At 68.7% G+C, this 21,442-nt stretch carries 21 protein-coding genes; 16 read left to right on the top strand and 5 right to left on the bottom strand.

Features of this window, described 5'->3' with window-relative positions; genetic code table 11:
- Positions 1-279: 279 nt before the first annotated feature.
- From ACFYRX_RS42295 to ACFYRX_RS42285, 3 genes are all read left to right on the top strand, one after another.
- A complete protein-coding gene (locus ACFYRX_RS42295) occupies positions 280-672 on the top strand; it encodes a hypothetical protein (protein WP_389112155.1) in 393 nt (130 codons plus the stop codon).
- A 237-nt stretch (positions 673-909) separates the two neighbouring features.
- Positions 910-3,357, top strand: coding sequence for a Helicase associated domain protein (locus ACFYRX_RS42290; protein ID WP_389112166.1), 2,448 nt, complete (start codon positions 910-912; stop codon positions 3,355-3,357).
- A 124-nt stretch (positions 3,358-3,481) separates the two neighbouring features.
- A complete protein-coding gene (locus tag ACFYRX_RS42285) occupies positions 3,482-3,766 on the top strand; it encodes a hypothetical protein (RefSeq protein WP_389112154.1) in 285 nt (94 codons plus the stop codon).
- A gap of 43 nt (positions 3,767-3,809) precedes the next feature.
- Here the strand turns inward: ACFYRX_RS42285 and ACFYRX_RS42280 are convergent, their stop codons facing one another.
- Positions 3,810-4,748, bottom strand: a complete 939-nt coding sequence (locus tag ACFYRX_RS42280) for a hypothetical protein (RefSeq protein WP_389112152.1) — start codon at positions 4,746-4,748, stop codon at positions 3,810-3,812.
- Positions 4,745-5,152, bottom strand: coding sequence for a hypothetical protein (locus tag ACFYRX_RS42275; RefSeq protein WP_389112150.1), 408 nt, complete (start codon positions 5,150-5,152; stop codon positions 4,745-4,747). The genes ACFYRX_RS42280 and ACFYRX_RS42275 overlap by 4 nt, the downstream gene beginning before the upstream one ends.
- Positions 5,153-5,231: 79 nt before the next feature.
- Here ACFYRX_RS42275 and ACFYRX_RS42270 point away from each other — a divergent pair, with 79 nt between their 5' ends.
- The 8 genes from ACFYRX_RS42270 to ACFYRX_RS42235 all read left to right on the top strand — a co-directional run bounded on the left by ACFYRX_RS42270 (position 5,232) and on the right by ACFYRX_RS42235 (position 15,085).
- Positions 5,232-9,257 (top strand): CHAT domain-containing protein, encoded by a 4,026-nt coding sequence (locus tag ACFYRX_RS42270; protein WP_389112148.1) that lies wholly within the window; start codon positions 5,232-5,234, stop codon positions 9,255-9,257.
- 151 nt (positions 9,258-9,408) lie between these two features.
- Positions 9,409-9,582, top strand: coding sequence for a hypothetical protein (locus tag ACFYRX_RS42265; protein ID WP_389112147.1), 174 nt, complete (start codon positions 9,409-9,411; stop codon positions 9,580-9,582).
- 83 nt (positions 9,583-9,665) lie between these two features.
- Positions 9,666-9,866: a hypothetical protein gene (locus tag ACFYRX_RS42260; RefSeq protein ID WP_389112145.1), complete on the top strand. Its 201-nt coding sequence runs from the start codon at positions 9,666-9,668 to the stop codon at positions 9,864-9,866.
- Positions 9,866-10,066 (top strand): hypothetical protein, encoded by a 201-nt coding sequence (locus ACFYRX_RS42255; RefSeq protein WP_389112144.1) that lies wholly within the window; start codon positions 9,866-9,868, stop codon positions 10,064-10,066. The genes ACFYRX_RS42260 and ACFYRX_RS42255 overlap by 1 nt, the downstream gene beginning before the upstream one ends.
- Before the next feature lie 557 nt (positions 10,067-10,623).
- Positions 10,624-10,848, top strand: a complete 225-nt coding sequence (locus tag ACFYRX_RS42250) for a hypothetical protein (protein ID WP_389112143.1) — start codon at positions 10,624-10,626, stop codon at positions 10,846-10,848.
- Positions 10,841-11,404 carry an RNA polymerase sigma factor gene (locus ACFYRX_RS42245; RefSeq protein ID WP_389112141.1) on the top strand — a complete coding sequence of 188 codons (564 nt, stop codon included), beginning with the start codon at positions 10,841-10,843 and terminating at the stop codon, positions 11,402-11,404. The genes ACFYRX_RS42250 and ACFYRX_RS42245 overlap by 8 nt, the downstream gene beginning before the upstream one ends.
- Positions 11,397-12,101: a hypothetical protein gene (locus ACFYRX_RS42240; RefSeq protein ID WP_389112139.1), complete on the top strand. Its 705-nt coding sequence runs from the start codon at positions 11,397-11,399 to the stop codon at positions 12,099-12,101. Before ACFYRX_RS42245 ends, ACFYRX_RS42240 begins: the two co-directional genes overlap by 8 nt.
- A 161-nt stretch (positions 12,102-12,262) precedes the next feature.
- Entirely contained in the window at positions 12,263-15,085 is a 2,823-nt protein-coding gene (locus ACFYRX_RS42235) for a DUF4365 domain-containing protein (RefSeq protein WP_389112137.1), read from the top strand.
- A 526-nt stretch (positions 15,086-15,611) separates the two neighbouring features.
- Here ACFYRX_RS42235 and ACFYRX_RS42230 read toward each other — a convergent pair.
- On the bottom strand, positions 15,612-15,863 hold the full coding sequence (locus ACFYRX_RS42230; RefSeq protein ID WP_389112135.1) for a DUF6417 family protein: 252 nt from the start codon (positions 15,861-15,863) through the stop codon (positions 15,612-15,614).
- A 514-nt stretch (positions 15,864-16,377) separates the two neighbouring features.
- Between ACFYRX_RS42230 and ACFYRX_RS42225 the strand changes: the two genes are divergently transcribed.
- The 4 genes from ACFYRX_RS42225 to ACFYRX_RS42210 all read left to right on the top strand — a co-directional run bounded on the left by ACFYRX_RS42225 (position 16,378) and on the right by ACFYRX_RS42210 (position 19,308).
- Positions 16,378-16,530, top strand: coding sequence for a hypothetical protein (locus ACFYRX_RS42225; RefSeq protein ID WP_389112133.1), 153 nt, complete (start codon positions 16,378-16,380; stop codon positions 16,528-16,530).
- A gap of 154 nt (positions 16,531-16,684) precedes the next feature.
- Positions 16,685-17,761, top strand: coding sequence for a helix-turn-helix domain-containing protein (locus tag ACFYRX_RS42220; protein WP_389112132.1), 1,077 nt, complete (start codon positions 16,685-16,687; stop codon positions 17,759-17,761).
- 27 nt (positions 17,762-17,788) lie between these two features.
- Complete coding sequence (locus ACFYRX_RS42215; protein WP_389112130.1) at positions 17,789-18,349, top strand: sigma factor-like helix-turn-helix DNA-binding protein; 561 nt, start codon at positions 17,789-17,791, stop codon at positions 18,347-18,349.
- A 158-nt stretch (positions 18,350-18,507) separates the two neighbouring features.
- Positions 18,508-19,308, top strand: coding sequence for an SAM-dependent methyltransferase (locus tag ACFYRX_RS42210; protein WP_389112165.1), 801 nt, complete (start codon positions 18,508-18,510; stop codon positions 19,306-19,308).
- 29 nt (positions 19,309-19,337) lie between these two features.
- Here the strand turns inward: ACFYRX_RS42210 and ACFYRX_RS42205 are convergent, their stop codons facing one another.
- Together ACFYRX_RS42205 and ACFYRX_RS42200 are read right to left on the bottom strand one after the other, a co-directional pair.
- A complete protein-coding gene (locus tag ACFYRX_RS42205) occupies positions 19,338-20,240 on the bottom strand; it encodes a helix-turn-helix domain-containing protein (protein ID WP_389112128.1) in 903 nt (300 codons plus the stop codon).
- Positions 20,241-20,329: 89 nt separating this feature from the next.
- Complete coding sequence (locus tag ACFYRX_RS42200) at positions 20,330-20,521, bottom strand: DUF397 domain-containing protein (RefSeq protein WP_389112126.1); 192 nt, start codon at positions 20,519-20,521, stop codon at positions 20,330-20,332.
- Between the two features lie 248 nt (positions 20,522-20,769).
- Between ACFYRX_RS42200 and ACFYRX_RS42195 the strand changes: the two genes are divergently transcribed.
- A complete protein-coding gene (locus tag ACFYRX_RS42195) occupies positions 20,770-21,315 on the top strand; it encodes an ATP-binding protein (protein ID WP_389112124.1) in 546 nt (181 codons plus the stop codon).
- The last annotated feature ends 127 nt before the right edge of the window (positions 21,316-21,442 follow it).

Below are 21,442 nucleotides of genomic sequence, written 5' to 3'. Positions count from 1 at the left end.
GTGCTGCGCACCCCCCAAGTGAAAACCGAGCCGCGTTGCGGCTCGGGCCCGCGCGTTGCGCGGACCCACAAAAAAAGCCCGGGCGTGAACGCCCGGGAGCGATCCGCTCCGCGGCTCGTGGGCAGGTCCGCTTCGCTCCCCTGCCCTAGGCCCGCGTTGCGGGCCTAGCTGGCTACAAGGAGCGGTTGCCCGGCTTGCTGAGAAGCTGTGTTGGGCAGGGTGGTTGGCATGTCTGGTGCTGTTCCTTAGGGGAAGATCCGATTACGTTTCTCGGAGTTCGTGGTTGATCCTTCGGATGCAGATGTCATGCGGCGGGTGTTGGAGGTTGAGGCGGATCTGCTGACGTTCGAGGGTGGCTCAATCACCTTCTCTTTGCAGGGTGTTGAGGTGTGCAGTTTCCCCACTTCCGTGTTGAGCGGGGTGGAGCTGCCGGTGAGGTCGGAGCCGGCCTCACACGTGTACTCGGTGGATGAGGTGCGCAAGCAGTATCCGAAGGCTTACGAGCGGTGGGCGCCGGAGGATGACCAGCTGTTGCTGCGGCTCAACGCTTCTGGGAATGGTGTTGACGAGCTGGCCGAGCGGTTTGCTCGGCAGCCGAGCGCGATCCGGTCGCGTCTGGCGAAGCTCGGGGTGGAGAAGCTTCCGGAGTCACCTCCCTCTCCCCCGTCCTGATGATCCTTCAGTCTCTTTGCTGATTGAGGACGATTGCAGTGCGGGCGGGTGCGGGGCATTGTCCCATCCCGCACCCGCCCGCACGCGGGGGCCGGGCAGTTCCAGCGAGGGGTGCAGTCTGGGTGGGACGGTGATGAGTGCGGCCCTCGCGAGTGTGCCGCTGCTGTCGCCCGACAGGGCGATTGAATCAAAATGACTCGGGATAGAGTCTGTAGTGAGGGGCTACTGCCCCCGTTGGTGCGGCGTGGAAGGCGGAAGATCGTGTCGGGTCGGCATCGGCTTCGTCCCCATCAGATCGAGGCCGTGGATGCGGTTGTACGGGCGTTGGCTCAGCCGCCGGATGGCGTGTGGCCTGAGAGGGGACTGCGGGCTCAGGTAGTTGCTGCCACGGGGGCGGGCAAGAGTCTGGTGGGGGTGCACGCGGCGCTGGAGCTGCGTACAGGGCGCGTGCTGATCTTGGTGCCCACGCTCGACCTACTGGGGCAGATGGTGGGGGTGTGGCGTGCGGCCGGGCGTGCGGGGTCGATGTTCGGGGTGTGCTCGCCGCGCGAGGGTGGGGCGTTGGAGGTGCCGTGCACGACCGATGCCGGGCAGTTGGTGGCGTGGCTGGTCGGCCGTGAGCGAGTGACGGTGTTCGCTACGTATGCGGCGCTGGGGTTGGGGGTGTTGGAGCGGGCGCATGCGGGTGGTCTGGGCCGGTGGGATTTGGTCGTGGTGGATGAGGCACACCGGACGTCGGGGGTGTTGGGTAGGCCGTGGGCGGCGGTGCATGACCAGGAGAAGGTGCCGGCGGGGCGGCGTTTGTACATGACGGCGACGCCGCGGTTGTGGGATGCCTCGTCGGGGGGTGAGGGCGGGTCGGCTGCGCTGGTGGCGTCGATGGATGACGAGAGTGTGTTTGGGCCGGTGGTGTACCGGTTGTCGCTGTCGGAGGCGATCGAGCGGGGGTTGGTCGCGCGGTATCAGGTGGTGTGTGTGGACATCACTGATCCGCAGGTGCAGGCGCTGCAGTTAGTGGGGTCGGATGCGCGCAGTGATGCGGTGCGGGGGTTACGGCTGGGCGCGTTGCAGACGGCGGTGCTGAAGACGGCGGTCGAGCAGAAGTTGAGGCGGTTGTTGACGTTCCACTCGCGTACGAGTGAGGCGGAGGCTTTCGCGAGTGGGCTGGGCGCGGTGGCGAAGGCCCTGTGGGAGAGCGGCGAGGGGGGCTATCCGGAGCCGGGGGCGGTGTGGGCGCAGTGGCTTTGTGGAGAGCACAAGGTGGCGTACCGGCGGGAGGTGTTGGAGGAGTTCTCGTCGGGGTGCGCGGTTGACGGTGCGGTGTGGGAGCGGTGTGTGCTGTCCTCGGTGCGGGTGCTGGGTGAGGGGGTGGATACTCCGGGTTGTGACGCGGTGGTCTTCGCGGACGTGCGGGGTTCGGTGCCCGATGTGGTCCAGGCGGTGGGGCGTGCGCTGCGGATGCAGCCGGGTGAGGGCAAGATCGCCTCTTTGGTGGTACCGGTGTTCCTTGGGCCGGGCGAGGAGCCGGACGAGATGCTTGCCTCGAAGGCGTATGAGGATCTGGCGAAGCTGCTAACCGCGCTGCGGGCGCACGACGCGGAGGCGGTCGAGCAGCTCGCTGTCCCGCAGGCCGCCAGCCGGTCGGAGGCCGCCTCTGGCGGCTCGAGCGTGGGAGGCGGAGCAGGCGCTGCGGCGCAGGGACTTTTGTCGTTCTCATCGCGGCGGGATCCGGCCCAGTTGGCGGCGTTCATTAGTGCGCGGGTGCTGCGGCCGGAGGGCGAGTTCTGGCGGCGGGGCCTGCAGGCGGCGCTCGCGTTTCACAGTGACCATAGGCATCTGCGCGTCCTCTACGGGCACACGGCGCCTGACGGGTTCCCGCTGGGGGTGTGGATCTCCAACCAGCGGCGCCTGAACCGCCAGGGCAGTCTCAGCCCGGAGCGGGTCGCGCAATTGGACGAGCTCGGCATGGTGTGGTCCCACTTCACGGTCGCCTTCGACGAGGGCCTGGCCGCGGCCCGCGGCTGGGCCGCCGAGCACGGCCACCTGCTGGCCCCCACCGAGGCCACCTGGGAGAACTATCCGGTCGGGATCTGGTTGAAGAACCAGCGTGCCGCTGCCCGGCGCGCTCAGGACCACCTGGCGGAGGGGCCGCAGGCAGGCTCTGGGTCGGGTGGGTTGAGCCGGGAGCGGCGCCGGGCGCTGGAGGAGATTGATCCCGCATGGTGTCCGGCGTGGCCGGTGGCGTGGCAGCGCTGCTTTCATCTCGCCCGCATGCACCGCCAGAGCGGAGGTTCACTGCCGGAGCGAGAGGGCGTGTTGCTGGTGCAGGGTGAGGACATCGGGCGCTGGGTGCAGGTGCAGCGACTGGAGTGGGATGCGCTGAGCAGTGTGCAGCAGTGGTTGCTCGGCGAGGTATTGGGGATCGAACCCCGTGCGGAAGAGCTGGCTGTGGCGGCGGTTGCCTCTCGGCGCAGCAGAGCGCAGAAGTGGGAGGCGAACCTGGCGGCGGCCCGCCAGTACCGCACTCGGGAGGGGCACCTGAACGTACCCCGATCGCACATCGAAACCGTTGACGGGTCTGCGCTTGCGCTCGGTGTGTTCATCGCTAACTCCCGTACGCGTAAAGGCAAGCTCGCGGCGGAGCGGATTGAGGAACTGTCGGTTCTCGGCATGCGCTGGCAGTGAATGAGGTCCGCGTTCCGCCCGGTGGTCCTTCTTGGCACATGCTTGGATGCTTGTGAACGGCCCCTTGCGACCCTGCTGTCGCAGGGGTAGCGCTGCTACCGACACAAGTAGCTCGGTCTCGGAGGTGAACCCTTTCGTCGTCGAGATAGCGGGCCAGGTGCGGATCGAACGTGTCCGTGATCGCCGGGGCGAGCCGGCCGAGGATCTGCCGGAATTGCCGCTTGTCGTACTCGATCCAGTCCCCGGGGTCGTCGGAGAACATAAACCCGTCCTGACGGGTCAGGTGATCGGCGTCAGGTTCTCCGCAGCGACCCGGCTGAAGATCGACGTGCGTGGCGTACGCGACCTGGGCAAGGTAATACGCGTGTTGCTGCCGTTCCTCAACAACGGTGATAACGGTGGCCGATGAGCGTGCGCTCGCTCTCAGGGCGACTCCGACGTTGATGAAACCGTTACGAAGCCTCCTCGGACCCTGTGACGGGGTGATCGTAGGGCGTCGTCAGCCCGGTGCCCTGACGCCAGGACCGCGACAGAGCCCGGTTCAGGGCGCGTTCGGCCTCGGGATCCTGTGGCAGGGGCTGGTGCAGCGCCCTGAGCATGTCGAAACGGTGCAGGTCGAAGGCCGTGCGCACGCATTCGCCGTAGGCGAGGGCCGCCCGTACGGCTCCTACGTAGGCGAGCCGGGCGATGGCGAGCGGCACCAGGGCGAGGAAGGTCCACCAGCCTCCGTGGGGCAACAGCAGGCTGGCGGCGACGATGGCGGTGACGGTCATCGTCGCGGCCAGGCGGGCGGCCCCGTCGAGCGTGTTGCGCCGGTCGTCGACGATGAGGCGGGTGTTGCTGCCGAGGGCCGGATACAGCCGGGGCCAGGCGACCACTGCGTCCAGTCCGTACGGCTCGCCGGCCTCCCACTCCATCGCGGCCAGGACGTTGCCGAGGGCAGTCGGGCGGACCAAACCCTCGGGCGGGAAGGACCGGCGCAGGCGCGTGCCGGCGCGGCCGCTCTCCTGGATCTGCGCCTCGGTGGGCTCCGTGTCGCCCTGCGGCAACCGCGTCCGTGAGGCCAGCCGCGCTCGGCGCCACCGTTCGGCGTGGCGTGTGACCCGTACCACGGAGCGAGGCCAGTCGCCCTCCAACACGCGCATTAGCGCCAGTTGCAGCGGATGGCCGAGGACGGTGCCCAGGGTGACGGCGAGCACGATGGCCAGGACCTCGCCCGTTCCGAGGTCGGCGATGGTGCGCCAGGCGTCGCTGAAGTCCGGGGCGTTGCCAGGCGCTCCGGCCCAGATCAGGACGAGCACGAAGATCGCCCCTGTGTAGGTGGGCAGGTAGTCGACCAGGAAGAACCGGGCGCCGTCCAGGCCGGGTCGGACGGCGGCGTCGAGCTTCACGGGGTGGGTTCCAGCGCGCCGTGGCCGTTCGGGCAGACCGGCGCCGACCGCTCGTCGACGTGGATACGGCGCTCCTCGGCGCCGCAGGTGGAGCAGCGGTAGCGCAGGATCTCGTAGCGCAGCGACTCTCCGGGCAGGGTCGCGCCGTCCCCGTCGCCGAGGGAGCGCAGGACCGCCCTGCCGAGGCTGTCGAGGTAGGTCCGGGTCGTGACGCCGACGATCTCGCCGCCCACGCCGAGGGCGACCTCGTGCAGTTCGCGGTCCGTGACGAAGAGGGACTCCAGGGCGTCCGCCGCTTCGACGGCGCCGAAGCCCGGCGGGAGGTCGAGCACCGGAGTCCGGTCCGGGACGTGGTCGGCGGCTCTCGACGCGTCGAGGAGGATGCTGAAGGGGGCGTCGGTCATGGCACTTGAGGTATCAGGCCACCACGCTGCGCGTCCAGAGCTGTACATTGAGTGCGCGCATCGCGGCGGGGAGGCGTGTATGGGCAAGGGGCCGGTCGACGTGCTCGGCAGGGCGATCCGGGCGTACGAAGACGGCGACGAGGCTGCGCTCGGCGCACCCGACGCCGTGCGGGCAGCCGGTGAACTGTGGCAGTTGGTGTCCGATGCCGCCCCCGACGACACCGAAGTCCTCGGCGTCCTCACGCACTTCCACTGGTACAGCTACGAGGCCGGGTCGGCCGAGTCGCTCCCGGACGCCGTGCGCGCGGCGGAACTCCTGCGCGGCCGGGACCCCGAGGCCCTGCCGCCCGACCTGGCCACCGTCCTCGACACGGTGGACTTTGTCGTCGCCGAGGGGTCGGCCGCCCTCGAACCACCCGAGGACGACGAGTGGCGCGACTGGTACGCCCATCTGTTCTTCCAGCTCACCAAGGTCTGGGACAGCGAGGAGGACGATCCCGGCTCCCTCGACCGAGCCATCGCCGCGGCGGACATCGCCCGGTCCCTGCTGCGCGAGGACGACACCCTGCGGGCTTTCGTCACGGCGCTGCTCGGCCGGTTCCTGTCGCTGCGCGGCCACCGGGCGCGGGACGTGGCGCAGTTGACGGATGCCTCGGCCCTGCTGCAGCAGACACTGGAGCACTCAGGCTCCGACCGCAGACTGCGTGCGGTGATCCATGTGTTCCTGACCGGCGCGCTAGCGAATGCGGTAGACGTCGAGGACACCCCAGCCACCGGCATCGCCTTCGCCAAGGCTGCCACTGCGGCCCTGGCCGAACTTCCCCTAGAAAGCCATGAGTTCGCGGCCACCGCCGACCTCGCCGTCGTCCTCGCGGGCGAACGCCTCCAGCTGAACCCGGCCGCGGCCCGGGACCTGGACGAGCAGGTCGCCTATGCCCGACTCAGCGCTGCCGCCCGGCCCGGCGACCATCCGGAACGGTACGGCGCGCTGTACTTGCTGACCGTCTCCCTGCACCAGCGGGCCGCCGCGCGGCAGTCGCTACCGGACAACACCGAGGCGATCGCCACCGTGCGAGAACTGGCCGGCCTGGACACGCAGGAGTCGGTGCCCGCCAAACGCGCCCTCCCACACCTGCTGTTGAGCCAGTTCCTGGATCAGCGGCTGATCCTGACCGGCGATCCCGCCTCGGCCACCGAGGCCGTGCGGGCAGCCCGGCACGCGCTGGGCCTGATGCCGGCGGACGATCCCGAGCGGGGTTCCTACCTGACGTCCGTGGGCTCGGCGCTATACGCCCGGCACGAGGTCACGCAGGCCCGCACCGACCTGGACGAGGCCATCGAGGCGCTGTCCCTGGCAGCCGCACGGCCCGGCCCGGGTGACGAGGCCCGCACCCTTTCCGTGCTCGGCATCTGCCACTATCTGCGCTACGACATGACCGGCGACGTCGCCGACCTGGAGGCGGGCGTGCGCCATGCGCGCGCTGCGGTTGACGTGATGACGCCGGACGAACCGGGGCGCCCGGACTGGCTGGGCAACCTCGCCACCGTGCTGCTGCTGTGGCACAAGCACTTCGATGCCCCCGAAGTGCTCGACGAAGCCGTGGAGTTGATGCGCACAGCGGCCGAACTGACTCCGGTGGGCCACGCCGACCGGGAGCGGATGCTGGGCATCCTCGGCGACGCGCTGATGGAGCGCTACACGGCCGGGAACGCGGCCGACGACCTTGAGGAGGCCATCGCCGCCTCAGGCGAGTCGGTCGCCTCCTCCCTGCCCGGCACACAGGGCAGGGACAATTCCACGACCCTGTTGAGCAACGCCCTGCGGTTGCGGCACGGCCGCTACGGCGATCCGGCGGACCTCGACGAGGCGGTGCGGCTGGCCGAGGTGCCCGGCCCGGCGGACGCCGCCGTGCCGGTGACCGCGCGCGCCCTCAACAACCTGGGCATCGTACTGCTCGACCGCGCCGGCCTCACCGGGTCCGGGGCCGACCTGGACCGCGCGATCGACGCGTTCCACCGGGCCCGTGCCGCCGCGGCACCGGGCAGCACGCATGCCGTGGACGCCCTGCTCAATCTGGGCAACGCCCTCGAACAGCGCTACCGGTCTACCGGTGTGCCCGGCGATCTGGCGGACGCCGTCGCGTTCTTGAGGCAGGCGCAGGCCACTGACCCCACCCCGCCCAAGCGCCGCATGGTGCTAATCAACCTCGCGAAGGCCCTGGCCCTGCGGTGCGCGGTCGACGGGAGCGTCGGCGACCTGGACGAGGCGGCCGACGCGCTGCGCGACGCCCTCGCCACCCTGCCCCCCGGTCACGCCCGCCGCCCTCACTACCTCTCGGCGTACGGCACAGTGCTGACCGACCGGTGGGAGAGGACGCGTACGCGGGCTGACCTCGACGAGGCGGTCGGCCTGCTGCGCGCCGCAGTGAAGGCCTCGGCCTCGTCGGATCCCCGGCGCGGTGGCTACTGCCTCAACCTGGGCGTCGCTCTGGAGGACCGGTACCGGCTCACCGGCCGTGAGCAGGACCGTGCCGAAGCGGTAGAGGTGTCCCGGGCCGCAGCCGGCGCCGCCGTGTCGGCGGCCGACGTGCGCGTCCGGGCCGCGCGCCGGGCGAGTGCTCTGGCCTGGGAGCACGGCGACGTCGAGGCAGCCCTGTCGGCGGCGCGGCAGGCGGTGGGTCTGCTGCCGCTGCTGGCCTGGCGCGGCATCCCGCGCGCCGACCAGGAGCGGCGGCTGTCGCTGCCGGCCGGACTCGCCTCGGAGGCGGCGGCGTTCGCGGTGGCCGCGGGCCGCGCCGAACTCGCCGTGGAACTGCTGGAGCAGGGACGGTCCGTCATGTGGGCGCAGCTCCTGGACACCCGGGAGGACCTCACGGCGCTCACTGCCGTGCGGCCGGATCTCGCCGAGCGGCTCGGCGAGATCCGCACCGCGCTCGACACGCAGGCGGACTACGACGTCACCGGGTTGGAACCGCCTGCGGATCGCACGGTCCTGGCCCGCCGATGGGACCAACTCGTCGCCGAGGTGCGGGAATTGCCCGGTTTCCAAGGCTTCCTGCGGCCGCGCTCCTTCTCCGAGCTCGCCGAGGCGGCTGTGGCAGGTCCCGTCGTGCTGGTGAACTTCAGCGTGCTGCGCAGCGACGCCCTGGTCGTGCGCGACGGCGCCGTGCGCGTGGTGCCCCTGCCCGGCCTCGACGCGGAACGGCTCGTCGAGTACCTCGACGATGTCTTCGCCACGTTCGAGGAGCCGCCGTCCTCCCTCGCCTCCGTCGTCCGCGCCCATCTCACCGTGACCGGCCTGCTGGAATGGCTGTGGACCTCGGTGACCGGTCCCGTGCTCGACGCCGTCGGCCCGGTGCCCCGGATGTGGTGGTGCCCGACCGGGCTACTGGCCTTCCTGCCGCTGCACGCCGCGCTCCGCCCGGGCAGCGGCGAGTGCGCCCTGGACTTGGTCGTCTCCTCCTACACCCCCACCCTGCGCGACTTGATCACCGCCCGGCGCGGCAGTGCGCCGAGCGACCCGCGGCTGCTCGTGGTGTCCATGCCTCGCACCCCGGGCGCGCCGGACCTCGCCGTCGAGCCCGAGACCGACACGCTGCGGAAGCTGTTCGGCACCCGGGCCACTCTGCTCACCGGCCCGGACGCCACCCGGCAGCGAGTCCTGGACCGGCTGGGAGTTCACCCGTGGGTGCACTTCGCCTGTCACGGCCGACAAGACCTCGCCGAGCCATCCCGTAACGCGCTCATGCTCCACGACGAGCCGCTGGAGGTCCTCGATGTGGCGCGACTGCGGTCGGCCGACGCCGAGTTGGCCTTCCTGTCCGCCTGCCGCACCGCGTCGGGCGGCGCGGCACTACCCGACGAGGCGATCCACCTTGCCGCCTCCCTGCGGACGGCGGGTTTCCGTCATGTCCTCGGCACACTCTGGCCGATCTACGACGCTGTGGCCCCGCAGGTCAGCCAGGACGTCTACACGGCGCTGGCAGCCGGTGCGGAGACCTCACAGACCGGGGTACTGCTGCACCGCGCCGTCCAGCGGCTGCGCGACGCCGCCACCAGGCACTCACCCGTCGTCTGGGCGCCGTACATCCACATCGGTCCTTGAGCGCGTTCGGTGAGTCAGGAGACGAGCGCGCGATCCGACAGCTTCCCTTTCAACGAGATGTCGTGTTTGCCTGGCTCCTCAGCTGTGACGCAGATGCTGTGAGTAGCGCATTGTCAGTGCTGGTGGCGATGATGACTGCAAGACGATCACGATGCAGAACTTCGCGCTCACCTGGACCGACCTGGATGACGTCCCGCGCTCCTCCGCCGTCGCCTACGACAAGCCGAGTGCCGTCAGACGCAAGCAGGTCCTGGAAGACGTTGGCTGCAGCGACGTCCAGGGCGTCGAGACCGAGCCGGGCCAGCTGCCCGAGCCAGCGGTATGACGTCTGCTACGGCAGATGCCCTCCGCACCGTCGGCCCTTGCCCTGGATCGCGAGCGACGGTCTATGTGAGGAAGAGTGGCTGGATGAGCGTGACGTGGGCGGCGACGTCGCCGGAATCCGGGCTGTTCCATCCAGTTGAGAGACGTTCAGAGGTGAAGGACCTGTCAGACCGCTTCAACGACCTGCGGTCCTGCGGCCAGGGGTACGTGCAGGTTCGGTCGCCGAACAGGGAGTTCCCGATGCTGATCCTGGCCTTCCGAGGTGATCACGCGGTCGCCATCTGATGAGTGACGCCGAGCGGATGTCTCTGCTCGCAGGAGACGGCACCGTGCCCTCGGACGCCGAGGTCGAAATCCCGATCATGGACGGCCTCGCCGCGTTCAGCGGCGACTTTGTCCGGGACACCGATCGGGCGTGGGACCTGGTGCACGACTTCACCCAGACGCGGGCGGCCGGCCCCCTGGGTGAGTGGTGTGAGTTGTAGCTGAAGGCTCATGACACGATCACGACCGGCGCTTCTTCCGTCGCCTCCAGCAGGCGAGGCCGCAGGCCAATGAGACGAAGGCGTCGTGGAGTCCGTCCAGGACTGAAACAGCCCATTGCCCTGCGTCACGGGCAGGCGCGGCAGAGGGTGCGGAGGGTTGTCTCCGGGGATGCCGGACTTGGTCGACACCGCGCCATCGCCCCGGCAGCGCGCCGCGTGTGTTACGAGGGCACTCGCTCTCCCCCACTGTCTGCTACCTCGACGCCGTACGGCAGTAAGGCAGACAGCACGATCTCGAGCGACCGGCCACCGAGCCGTCCTGTATCTCGAAGAGTGCCACGCCATATAGCACCACTTTGCCCGCGAAGTAGCGTGCCAGTGGTCCCGGCCTGTCGATCCATGGCGGAGTTCTCTTTCACGGCGGGCAAGGCCCTGAGAGTGTTCGGCTGACGAGTCCGCGAGGTACGTCACGGACGGCGAGGTCACAAAAGGCGGGGGTGCGTGCACTCCATAGTGTCGGCAGGTGAACAGGTCACCGCCGAGGAAGGCGGACTGTGATGGATCCGGTGCTCGGGGGAGGGCTGCTGACGTTGTGTGGCTGGCTGTTTCGGTTGCTGCACGTATGGGTGACCAGCCGTATCGAACTACGCAGAACCGAGATGCAGCAGCAAGGCCTCAGCGAGCGGGTGCGGCACCTGCCGCCTGGCAGCCGTCTGCTGGAACGGCACGGCTGCGTCGAGGTTGTGACGGGAACGCAGCCAGCGGGAGCCCACCGTGGCTGAGTCGGCCTCGCCCGTGGCGAAGAAGACGGTACAAGCGCCTTCACACACCGACGGGGCGTCACCCGCGTTAACGGCCAGCAGCCTCGAGGACCTCTACCGCGTCGAGATGCCGCAGCTGACACGATTCTTGGTCCGTGTAGGCGCGACCCCCTATGAGGCTGCCGACGCCGCTCATGAGGCGTTCACAGTAGCCATCGAGAAATGGGACAGCATCCGGGAACCGCGAGCATGGCTGCGCAAGGTCGCTCACCGCTGCTATCTGCGTCAGACAGGCCAACGGGACACCCCGTACGACCCGTTGCCCGATCGACCGGGCGGTACCTGTCCCATCGCCCACGTGACCCTTAAAGAGGGAAACCAGCGGGTCCTAAAAGCGCTGGCCCAGCTGCCGCCGCTGCAGCGACACGTCATGGCGTGGGCCCAGGACGGCTTCACCGACCGGGAGATCGCCCAAGCTCTTGATATGCAGGAGGCCGCCGTGAGGAAGAACCGGAGCCGCGCCCGGCTTCGACTGCAGCAAACTCTCGTTGAGCAGACAGGGGGCCGCGATGAATGAGCACACCATGCCCCGGGAGACAACGGTCTTTGAGATTGACACCGTCTCGGGAGAGGGCCGTCCCACAGCCGCAGATACACGTCTGGATCAGCTCCTTGCAGCCGCCGACGAAGAACTGTCCCAGTGCCTCGACGACGCCCTCGATCTCACGGACGGTCTTCAGCAACTCGCTTCTCTCCCTGCCTGCCCCACTCCATCCCAACCGACAGGCGGCCCGGATGGGGATGCCGTGCCGCCTTCGAGCCGACACGTCACCGAGCGTCCCCGCGAACGCACCCGCGCCGACGACAACCAGCAACTACAAGAAGCTCTCAACCTCCTGCAGCACACCAGCAACCAGTTCCACGACCTTGTGAGCATGACGGACGACGGCCCGTCTTCCCTGGAAACCGCACGATCCAAACTGAGCCACGCTCAGCTGGCCATCTCGCGGCTCATCGCCAAAGCACAAGACAGGACGCTCACGAGGACGCAGAACACCGCAGCCTTCAACAGCATCCACGATTGTGTCAACGAAGCCTGGACCACCGTCGCACAGACACTGGAAAGCCCCGCCGCCGACCTTCACTCCGTGCTTCTCGACGACGCCCTCGACGCTCTCGACAACGCCACGAAACGCCTCACCCAGGCACACCACATCCTCGATCACCTCCTCGATCAGATCGGAGAAGACCTCGGCCAGCCTCTCCCCGCCTGAGCCACCGACGCCCTGATGACGCACTCGTCGATGGACCACGACCGTTTCACCAATGCCCCTGGGACCGTGCCACGTTGGGCACAGCTCCGTGAATCGGCCAGGGGGCATGTTTTCCTTGGCCTCGCCGGCAGACGGTCGGACAGAAAGGACTAGGCGTGGGAATGCGCAGCAGCCCGCAGGAGGGCTCCGGTTCGGCCGGAGCACACCGTGTGATGGCGGACTTCGAGGACCTCGGCTGGGGACCTGTGGAGAACAGCCAGCACGACCTGGGCATCGATCTCTTCCTTCAGGTACGGGACGAACGGCGTTTCGACCGCACGGTCCTGATGACGGCACAGGTCAAAGCCGGCCCCAGCTACTTTGAAAGTCCGCAGCACGATGCAGCGGGCAACGTGATCGGTTGGTGGTACGCCGAATCGGATGCCCGCCGCTTTGAGGACTGGGTCCAGCACGGCCTGCCGCATCTGCTGGTCCTGCACGACCTCGAGCAGAGACTGTCGTACTGGGCGCAGGTCACCAAGGACAGCATCGAGCCCAGTGGTGAGGGATTCAAGGTGCTCGTGCCCTCGAGCCAGCGTGTCGAACGCGCGCAGCTGCCTGGGCTGCTCGATGTCGCGGCCTCAGCCAAGACCGCATGGTCGCTGGAGGGCAGTGCCTGGAGCGCCGGTGCCAAAGCGGTAGCCCCGGGCCGGGCAGTACGCCATGCGCTGATTGCCCCGCGGCTGATCGCTCCCCATCCCAACACCGGCCGCGACCGGGTACTGGAACCGGAAGAGGCGATCGCCCTGGTGTCCCAGGGCCGGGCCGACGAATTTCAGTTCTACCTTGATGCGAATCCGGCCTTGGCCACGCTTGGGCAACAGACTGGCTGGCGCTGGCGGTTCCTGCATGCCTGCCTGCGCGCACTTGAGGACGAAGATGTCACGCCGCTGCTGGAATTGGCTGCGGACCAGACTACGCGGCATCACAAGCACCCTTACCGGCGTGCTGCTGCAGCGGTGGCATGCGCCGTGTTTCTAGCCGATGCCGAGCGCTGGCAGGAGGCCGAGGCGGTACTCGAGGTTGCGGGAGATGACCTGCCGCCCGTCGACCACGCCTGGGTCTTGGTGCACCGGGCGCTGCTGGCCGGGGAGCGCGGCGAAGTGGCCCGGGCGAGAACGCTGGCAGCCGAGTGCCAGCGGACGGTGATCCTGGACAGCGACGACATCACCGCCCGGGCGATCGCGGCGGCAGCAGCCGCCTTTCTGTTTGAATCCTCCCGCTGGGACATCCGGGACCTCAAAGAGACCCTCACCATCGGGGACACAGCCTCATCGTGGTGGCGCTCCCAGTCTGTCGCCTGGGCGCTGACAGACCACGACAGGCAGGTCTTCCTCTCCTGGGGTGTATGCGAAGAACCCGGCACAAAGCTGGTGGACTGGGCAGAGGAAAGACTCCAAGGAGTGTGGCTGCAGGCCTGTTTCAGCGGCGCCCGACGTGCCGCTGCCCGTCCCATGGCCCAGCGCGCCTGCCACGCGCTGATGCATCACGAGGCGCGCTGGCGGAGTGTGCCACCTGCTGTCGTTCCCGATGCCGCCGTCACCGCCTTGGCGGGTGGGGTCGACATGCTGCGCCGCTACGGGCATACCAAAGAACTCACCGGCGCCGTACGACGCTTGTGGGCCTCCGGGCCGGCCGTCTGTCTGTCCCCGCCCTTAGGGCGAAGCCTGGAAGCCCCCTGGCGGCACACCACTGCAGGAACGAAGCTGCTGCTGTGGGAACTGGCCGGTGACCTGCTGCCGGCCGAGCAGGCCGATGCCGCGGCCACCGAATGTCTGCGCATTCTGGACGACCTGCCTGCCTTCGAGCAGCAGGTGCACCCCACGTTCGTCAGCGACCACTACACGCACCTGGCCCTGGGGCGCATCCTCTCGGCCGCCGGGGACGCCCTCCACACGGAAACGGTCTCCTACCTCCTGCGCGCTCTCGAACAGGGCGACAGCGTCGTAGAAGACCTTGAGCGACTCACCCACCACTTGCATCCTTCGGCCGTGGCATCTACTGCCTCCGAGTGGCGAAGCGCCGCTCTGGGTCAATCGCATCCGGGGCTGTCCGCCGCGATGCTCGGCCAGCTGGCAAGCTCCGGCGACCACGCGGCCCAGGATGTTCTCACCCACCGTGCACAAAACGGCGACCTCGACGCCCTCGATGTACTTCCCCAGGTACATCTGACAGATGCAGCTGGCGCCCGGCTGACGGCCTTCTTCGCCGACCAGTGCCGCATACAGGTCGCGGAGGCTCAGAACAACGCCTGGGGCCTCGGCGGCATCGATCACGGCCGCTGGCTGGTCTGGTGCGGTCTTACATTTCCCGGACACGCCGACTGGCCCCTCGTGCTGGAGCTCGTCACCCACCCGAGAGTGGCCAACGAGCACAAGCTGGGCGCCATGGACCTTCTGGCGCGCCGCGCCGACGAACTGCCGCCAACGGTGGTCGAGCAGCTACGACAGTCCGCGGCAGTCCAACCAGACCAGCTCACCGGCGTCGCCGCGATCGCACCCTCTGAGAGACTGCAGGAAGCAGCTTTTTCTCTCGGGCTGAGCCTCGGTGTGCTTGACACCCGCGCCGCCCTTGTCCGCGTCCGCCAGTGGCTGGGCGGTGGAGCGCCGCAGCGGCTGTCAGCTGCGCGGCTGAGCGCGCTCGCCTACCGCCGCTGCGATGATCTGCTGCTGCAAGGCATAATCCTGTCGCTCGCCAGCGACCCGTACTACCGCATCAGAGCTGTAGCAGCCGCCGCCCTCACTCGCTCCCTGGCCAAGTCCACCAACACTGCCTGCGAAGAAGCCGTTTGGGCCGCAGCCCACGATGCGGGATGCCACACCCCCCACGCCGTGGCCAGCGCACTTGCCAACACCTGCGCAAATGAGGACCTGCGCCTGCAACTGCACGATGTCCTCGCCCACCACCTCTCGGCCCGGGTCCGCGCCGCCGCCAACCCACCATGACACACCCGCAGCACCGGAGTATCCGCCGCCCTTTGCTGGATCTTCTGGAGGCATCAGCGCCAGTGACGCGGTAGGAAGAAGTCGGTGGGCCGCATCAGAAGGTGCAGGCCCATCGACTGTCCGCGCCGCCGACGGCCGTGACGGAAGCAGCGGCCGCCGACGGAGAGCCAGCGAGAGACCCGGGATCCTGAACGGCGTCGTCAATCGTGGGACCGCCGGCCCTCGCCCACCGGACCGCTCCTGCGCCGACCACGTGCAGGCCCCGGACGGAGACTGGGCATGTCAGGCGATGCGCACCGGGCTGGAAACGTCTTAGCCCCGGCGACATGATCTTGAAGATCAGCGGTCCACCGGGGCTTGCCACTCATCACCATACCCGGCCTTCCAGCACGAGGAGCCGTGAGCGCGCGGGAGTAGGTGGATAACCGGATCAGTCTCGCCGAGTGCGGGAAGGTTGCCCGGCCGTCCATCTCACCTATGGGCCGCGCAGCTGATCTGGTTGCCAGCCAGTGCAAGGACGATGGGGCTATTCCTGCGAGGGGACACGGGCGGAGATCTCGCGGCCCATCCGGTCAGCTCGTCCGGCCAGGGGGCCGTCTTCCCGGGCTACTTCTCGGAGCAGGTCAAGCAGTTCGTGCGCTTCGTCCAGGCTCAGTACGGGCAGCCGCTCGACGGTGTCCGGGAGGGGCGCGAAGTCGATGTCGTCGATTGCTGCGTAGTCGTCCATGGTCTGGGAAACGGGCTGCGAGGCCGTTTCGTCACGCTGACGGGAACCCATCGCTTGCAAATTTGCGCGAACTCTTGGAGCTTCTGATGCTGACGGTGCAGCCCGGTCGACTACTGCTCGGCGGCAGGGTGTGCGCGGGGCGCGTTCGGAGTGGCCGGTTCCGGTAAATCCTGGCTACTGCCCCGTATTTATGCAGGAGGGGCGCGGACTTTTCCTGTTCCGGTCGACTTCGTTCAGTGTCGGTCAGGAATGGAAGCGTTCAGGTGTTCGCGTCGGTACCGCCTGGCAATTTGTCACCGCTGTGACATTCGAACTTTGCGCGATGAACCGTTTATATAGCGCCGGGTGTGACGGAGGCACTACCGTCCGTTGACGCGAGGTGACCCCGGGCAGGCTCGCTACCGACTCCGGGGTCCCCTCATCCACAAGACCAAGAAAGGCAGATGAGTGCCCTGTGCTTGACCCGTTTTCCGTTGCGGCCCATTGGGCGGCAACTCGCGACGACGCTAGCATTCCGCGTCTTCCCCGACCTGAAACCCGTAGCGCCAGTGCCTGGGCTGTCACGGTGCAGGCGAGCGTCTTCCTGGCCGTCTTCGTCCTGCCCGTGATCCTGATCCGCGGCTGGTGGGCGGCGCCCGCCACCACGGCGCTGGTGGCCGGGCTGATGGTGGCAATGCGCCAGTCGCGCTGCCACTACCAGCGTCTTCGGCTGAGCTGAGCTGCCTTGGCGCCTGGCGGCGTGCCTGCGGGTGCGTCGCCGGGCCGCCGGGCGGCAGCCCCTGTTGGGGCTTTGGGAATTGCGAGTTCCTCTTCCGGGCGCGCTGGAACGCGCGCACTTGGGGGAGAAACTGCCAGAGCACGTGGGAGGGACGATGGCGGGCATTGCTCCCCGCTATGACATCTGCCGCTACTGCCAAGAGCGGTTTGCCCAGACCAGTGGTCCGGGGCGGAAGAAGGAGTACTGCGGCCTCGAGTGCCGGCGCAAGGCCCAGCGTGAACGGGACGGCCGGCTGGGGCAACAGCACGCTCGCACGGCGCTGCCGCTGGGTCGGCGGATCGCCGAGGATCTGCAGGCGTTGGCGGCGGCGTTGCTGGAGGCCGAGTACGACGCACGGCCTTTGAAGGAGCTGCTGGGCCACGCGCGCGAAGTGACGCGCGAGGTGGACCATTACACGGCCGCGGCAGTGCAGGATGCCCGCAACCAGGGCACGAGCTGGGAACAGGTGGCCGAGGCCGCCCAGTTGAGTGCCACGACGGCGCGCACCCGGTGGCCCGAGGTCCGGGTGAAGGAGCGGCTGAAACGGCGGGCCGCGGAGCGTGCCGTGCTGCGGCAGCCCGCCGCTCCACTGATGGAAGGCCCGGATATGGCGGAGGGAGGGCCGAGCTCGCAGGCGGCCGAGCGGGCGTCGGCCAAGCTGGCCTCGGCGCTGTCTCATCTGCACCGCGCCAGCGACCTGACGATCCGGGAGGTGGCCGGGCAGACCTCGCTGTCGCCGTCCTACATCTCGCGCATCCTCTCGGGCGAGCGCACCCCTCAGTGGCCGGTGGTGTCCACGCTGGCCGAGCTGTTCGGCGGAGAGCCGGACGAGCTGAGGGTGCTGTTCGAGAGCGCGCATGGGCTGATGGCTCCCGCGCGGCATGCGATCCCCGATGCGGTGGCCCGTCTACAGGCGGCGCTGCGGGGGCTGCACCTGGCGGCGGGCCTGCCGCAGTCCGGGGTGATCCGCAAGGCCTCGCACGGGACGCTCAGCACGCAGGCGATCGGCGAGATCCTGGCCGGCGTGATGGTCCCGGGCTGGGAGCAGACGGCGGCACTGGTGACCGCGCTGGGCGGCTGGCCTGCGGATGTGCGGCCGCTGTGGGAGGCCGTGCACTACACGTTCCTGCTCTGCACGGACCCCGAGGAGGGGCCCCGGCAGCTGTCCGCCGCGCATCCCGAGACCAACTGATGCTTCCTCACCCGGAGATGAGGTGCCATGTTCATGTCCTTGCGCCGCCGCGGTGACCTGCCGACGCGGGCGTCCCGCCCCGACCCGGCTGCACCCAAGAACGCACAGCCGGTGATCAAGCTGGTCCTGCCGCTGGAGTACACGGCGTTTTGCCTGCTGCACCAGGAACGCTATCTGCGATACACGCGGGAGCGGGTGCAGGATGCCTGGATGAGCCGGCAGGTGGTGGAGGCGGCCTTGGGGAACCTCGCCACGCTCTGGCCGACGGTCATCAGCAGTCCGCGCCCGGCGGCGGTGGCGTGGCGGCTGCTGGATGCTCTGATCGCCTCGGCGCTGCGCGGCACGGCCCAGCCCGCGCGGCCGGTGGATGCAGTGCACCGGATGCTGCCGCCGGGGCAGGCGGATGCGGTGATCCTGCGCTGCCGGCTGCGCCTGAGCGAGGTGCAGGCCGCCGAGCTGATGGGCGTCGAAGCGCCGACGGTCGCCTCGCAGCTGCGGATGGCGCAGCGAGCGCTGCCCGGGGAGCTGACGGCGGCGCCCGCCGGATGGGCGGGGGCGCAGCCGGGGAAGGGCCGCGTACGCCGGTAAATAACGTTCGGCAAGGCGCTGCTAGCGCACTTCACACCGCGGGGGGGTAATTCTATGGAGAACTAACCCGGGCCCAGCCCGGCATTCCTACCATGAGGTGTCTGCAGCGTGCTGCGGGTGCCAGAACCGGGTGGGGGGCCGCATTGGAGCGCGGGCGGGTGCCGCTATGGGACGTCGTTGACGTCACGTCGCCGAATGTTGCCCGGATGAACAACTATCTGCTGGGCGGCAAAGACCACTATCCCGCCGACCGGGAGGCCTGCGAGCGGCTGCTGGCCATCGCCCCGGGCGCCCGGTCGGTCGCCGAGGGCGCGCACCGTTTTCTGCTGCGGGTGACCAGTCACCTGGCCCGGGAGTACAAGGTCCGCCAGTTCGTGGTCTTCGGAGCCGGGCTGCCCACCCCGGTGGAGGTGCATCAGATCGCCCAGAGCATCGACACACGCTCAAAGGTCGTTTATGCCGATGACGACCTGCTCGCCCTCGCTCACGGACGGGCGCTGCGGGAGGACCGGCGGCGCACCGTGGTGGTGCAGGCAGATCCGCTGCAGACGGCATCGCTGCTGTCCGATCCGGCGGTACACCGGCTGGTGGACGCCCGTCTGCCGGTGGCGGTGCTGATGGTGTCCGTCCTGCACCGGATCCCCGACCCCGCCGATCCGCCCGGGCTGCTGGAGCGGACGGCCGGTCTGCTGGCACCGGGCAGTTTCATCGTGGCCAGCCATCTGGTCAGTGAGGACGCCTGGGTGCGGCGGCAGGCCGACGCGGTGCTGCTGGAGGCGGCCGGCGGACGGTGGGGGCAGGTACGTCCACGGGCCGAGATCGAGCCGTTCTTCGGTGCGCTGCCGCTGCTCGCGCCGGGGCTGGTCGATGTCGCGCAGTGGCGGCCGGGCAGCGACCGCACCGCGGGCCGGGGCAGCCGTGCGTGGGCGGAATACGGCGCCGTGGCCATGGTGCGCTGACCTGGACCCTGCAGGGGTGCTGAGGGAGTTCAGTCCAGGAAGTCGGCCAGCAGTTCGAGGCTGTCCCGCGGGGACAGGGCGGACTGGGCCAGGCTGTCCAGGACCTGGCGGTAGTGCTGGGTGGATTCGGGCTTGTCCAGGTATTCGGCGTCCTGCAGCTGCTCGAGATAGACGACGTCGGGCAGGGCGGGCAGGTCGAAGCGCAGGTGCGTGATGGGGAAGCCTCCCGCGATGCAGCCGGGACGGTTGAACGGGGCGATCTGCACCGTGACATGGTTGAGCTGCGCCATCTCCATGACGTGCCGCAGCTGGTCGCGCATAACCTGCTCGCCGCCCATGGGGCGGCGCAGCACGGCCTCGTCGAGGACCGCCCACAGGTGGGGCGCTTCATCGCGGGCGAGCACCAGCTGGCGAGTCCTGCGCAGGTCGAGCCGAGCCTCGACCTCCTCCGGGGAGGCCAGCGGATAGGCCTGACGCACGACCGCCTCGGTGTAGGCGGGTGTCTGGAGCAGACCGGGCACCAACTGCACCTCGTAGGTGCGGATGACGGAGGCCGCCTCCTGCAGGCCGATCAGCTTGCCGGCCCAGTCCGGCAGGATCCCGTCGAAGCGGTGCCACCAGCCGGGCTCGCGGGCGACGCGCACCATCTCCTCGAAGCCCGCCCGGGTGGGGACATCGTGGACGCCGTAGAGGGTGAGCAGATCCATCACGTCGACCATCTTGCAGGCGACCTGGGCGCGTTCCATCCGGGAGATCTTGGCTTCCGAAGCGCGGATGGAGCGGCCCGCCGCTTCCGCGTCGATCCCGGCTGACTTGCGCAGGCTGCGCAGCAGGTGCCCCAGGACCAGGCGCACCGCGATCGGGCTGCGCGCCGAGGCGGCGAGGTAGTACTCCAGGGTCGGGGCATCGACCGGAGGGGCGGAGGCGGGCATAAGGGTCTCCTGTACTGGGCGGACGACGAGCGTCAGTCTTCCAGGATGCCGCCCAGCAGGAGGGTCAATTGGGCTGTTTCTGCCTGGCGTTAGGTGGCGATCAGATCGAACTCGCCCTCCTTCACCCCCGCGATGAAGGCCGCGATCTCGGCCTGGGTGTACACCAGCGCGGGACCATGCGGGTCCCGGGAGTTGCGTACCGCCACCTCACCCCCGGCCAGTAAGGCGACTTCGACGCAGTTGCCGTCCGCCGTACTGTGACGGCTTTTCTGCCACGTCACGTTGTGCAAGGAATCCGCCGGAACCCCGTTGACGATCCGCATGATGTCCGCTTTCTTTCAGGCCTGTCTGAATGTCACTCATCTCTGGTCCGTGCCGTTCTCTTTGCCGAGTACAAGCGTTCCCGTCCTGTCTCGTTCGGATGCAAGTCACGGATGCAATTGCATCCGGAGCGGACCGGGGCGGATACTAACCAGCCGGGCCGCATATTCGCGTCCGTGAGCTGGGCGTCTTTCCGGGGGGATGAACAGTGGCACCACGCGTCATAGCAGCACCAGACCGGGACGCAGAAGTTGATAACGCGTTCGCACCCGTCGCCTCGGCCCCGCCCGAACGCGCCCCTGCGGCCTCATCCCTCACACCGGACTGGGGACTCGCACTAGGTATCAGCACCGCCGACTTCGCTGCCCGGGCCTTCACCCCCGACCCGGACAGTCTCAAAACCATTCGCCGCTTCATCCGCGAAACCATCACCCAGTGGGGGCTGAGCCCTTTCGCCGACGACCTGATCACCGTCGTCAACGAGCTCACCACCAACGCCGTACAGCACGCACTGACGCCATCCAGCGGGTCACGCAGCACGGCCTGGCTTGGCATCGCCCGCACCGGAAACACAGTGGTATGCGCCGTGACCGACCCCAGCCCCACTCCCCCGGCCTACCACCATCCAGAGTCCCTGGCCGAAGCCGGCCGAGGGCTACTCATCGTGAACGCCCTCACCAGCCAATGGGGCTACGCCCCCACCCCATCCAACGGAAAAGCCGTCTGGGCCCGCATCTCCACACCCGACCGCTGACACCCACTCGGTTGCCTGTGCTGCTTTGTAACTGCCCTGCGAGTGTGGGCGGCCAGCTCGAGTGTGAACGCAGCCGTTTAAGCAAGAGCAACGTCCCACGGACCGCACCTCATTGACGTGACGCACA

The sequence above is a fragment of the Streptomyces sp. NPDC005374 genome, from assembly GCF_042872225.1.
In the GTDB taxonomy this organism is placed as follows: Bacteria; Actinomycetota; Actinomycetes; order Streptomycetales; family Streptomycetaceae; genus Streptomyces.
The sequence above is the reverse complement of the archived record's forward strand: the minus strand, read 5'-3'. Positions and strand labels throughout refer to the sequence as shown.

Excerpts from the sequence above, each read along its gene's own strand:
- ACFYRX_RS42275 (WP_389112150.1), bottom strand. The coding sequence starts at position 5,152 with ATGACCGACGCCCCCTTCAGCATCCTCCTCGACGCGTCGAGAGCCGCC.
- ACFYRX_RS42270 (WP_389112148.1), top strand. The coding sequence starts at position 5,232 with ATGGGCAAGGGGCCGGTCGACGTGCTCGGCAGGGCGATCCGGGCGTAC.
- ACFYRX_RS42265 (WP_389112147.1), top strand. The coding sequence starts at position 9,409 with ATGCAGAACTTCGCGCTCACCTGGACCGACCTGGATGACGTCCCGCGC.
- ACFYRX_RS42260 (WP_389112145.1), top strand. The coding sequence starts at position 9,666 with ATGAGCGTGACGTGGGCGGCGACGTCGCCGGAATCCGGGCTGTTCCAT.
- ACFYRX_RS42255 (WP_389112144.1), top strand. The coding sequence starts at position 9,866 with ATGAGTGACGCCGAGCGGATGTCTCTGCTCGCAGGAGACGGCACCGTG.
- ACFYRX_RS42250 (WP_389112143.1), top strand. The coding sequence starts at position 10,624 with ATGGATCCGGTGCTCGGGGGAGGGCTGCTGACGTTGTGTGGCTGGCTG.
- ACFYRX_RS42240 (WP_389112139.1), top strand. The coding sequence starts at position 11,397 with ATGAATGAGCACACCATGCCCCGGGAGACAACGGTCTTTGAGATTGAC.
- ACFYRX_RS42235 (WP_389112137.1), top strand. The coding sequence starts at position 12,263 with ATGCGCAGCAGCCCGCAGGAGGGCTCCGGTTCGGCCGGAGCACACCGT.
- ACFYRX_RS42230 (WP_389112135.1), bottom strand. The coding sequence starts at position 15,863 with ATGGGTTCCCGTCAGCGTGACGAAACGGCCTCGCAGCCCGTTTCCCAG.
- ACFYRX_RS42220 (WP_389112132.1), top strand. The coding sequence starts at position 16,685 with ATGGCGGGCATTGCTCCCCGCTATGACATCTGCCGCTACTGCCAAGAG.
- ACFYRX_RS42215 (WP_389112130.1), top strand. The coding sequence starts at position 17,789 with ATGTTCATGTCCTTGCGCCGCCGCGGTGACCTGCCGACGCGGGCGTCC.
- ACFYRX_RS42205 (WP_389112128.1), bottom strand. The coding sequence starts at position 20,240 with ATGCCCGCCTCCGCCCCTCCGGTCGATGCCCCGACCCTGGAGTACTAC.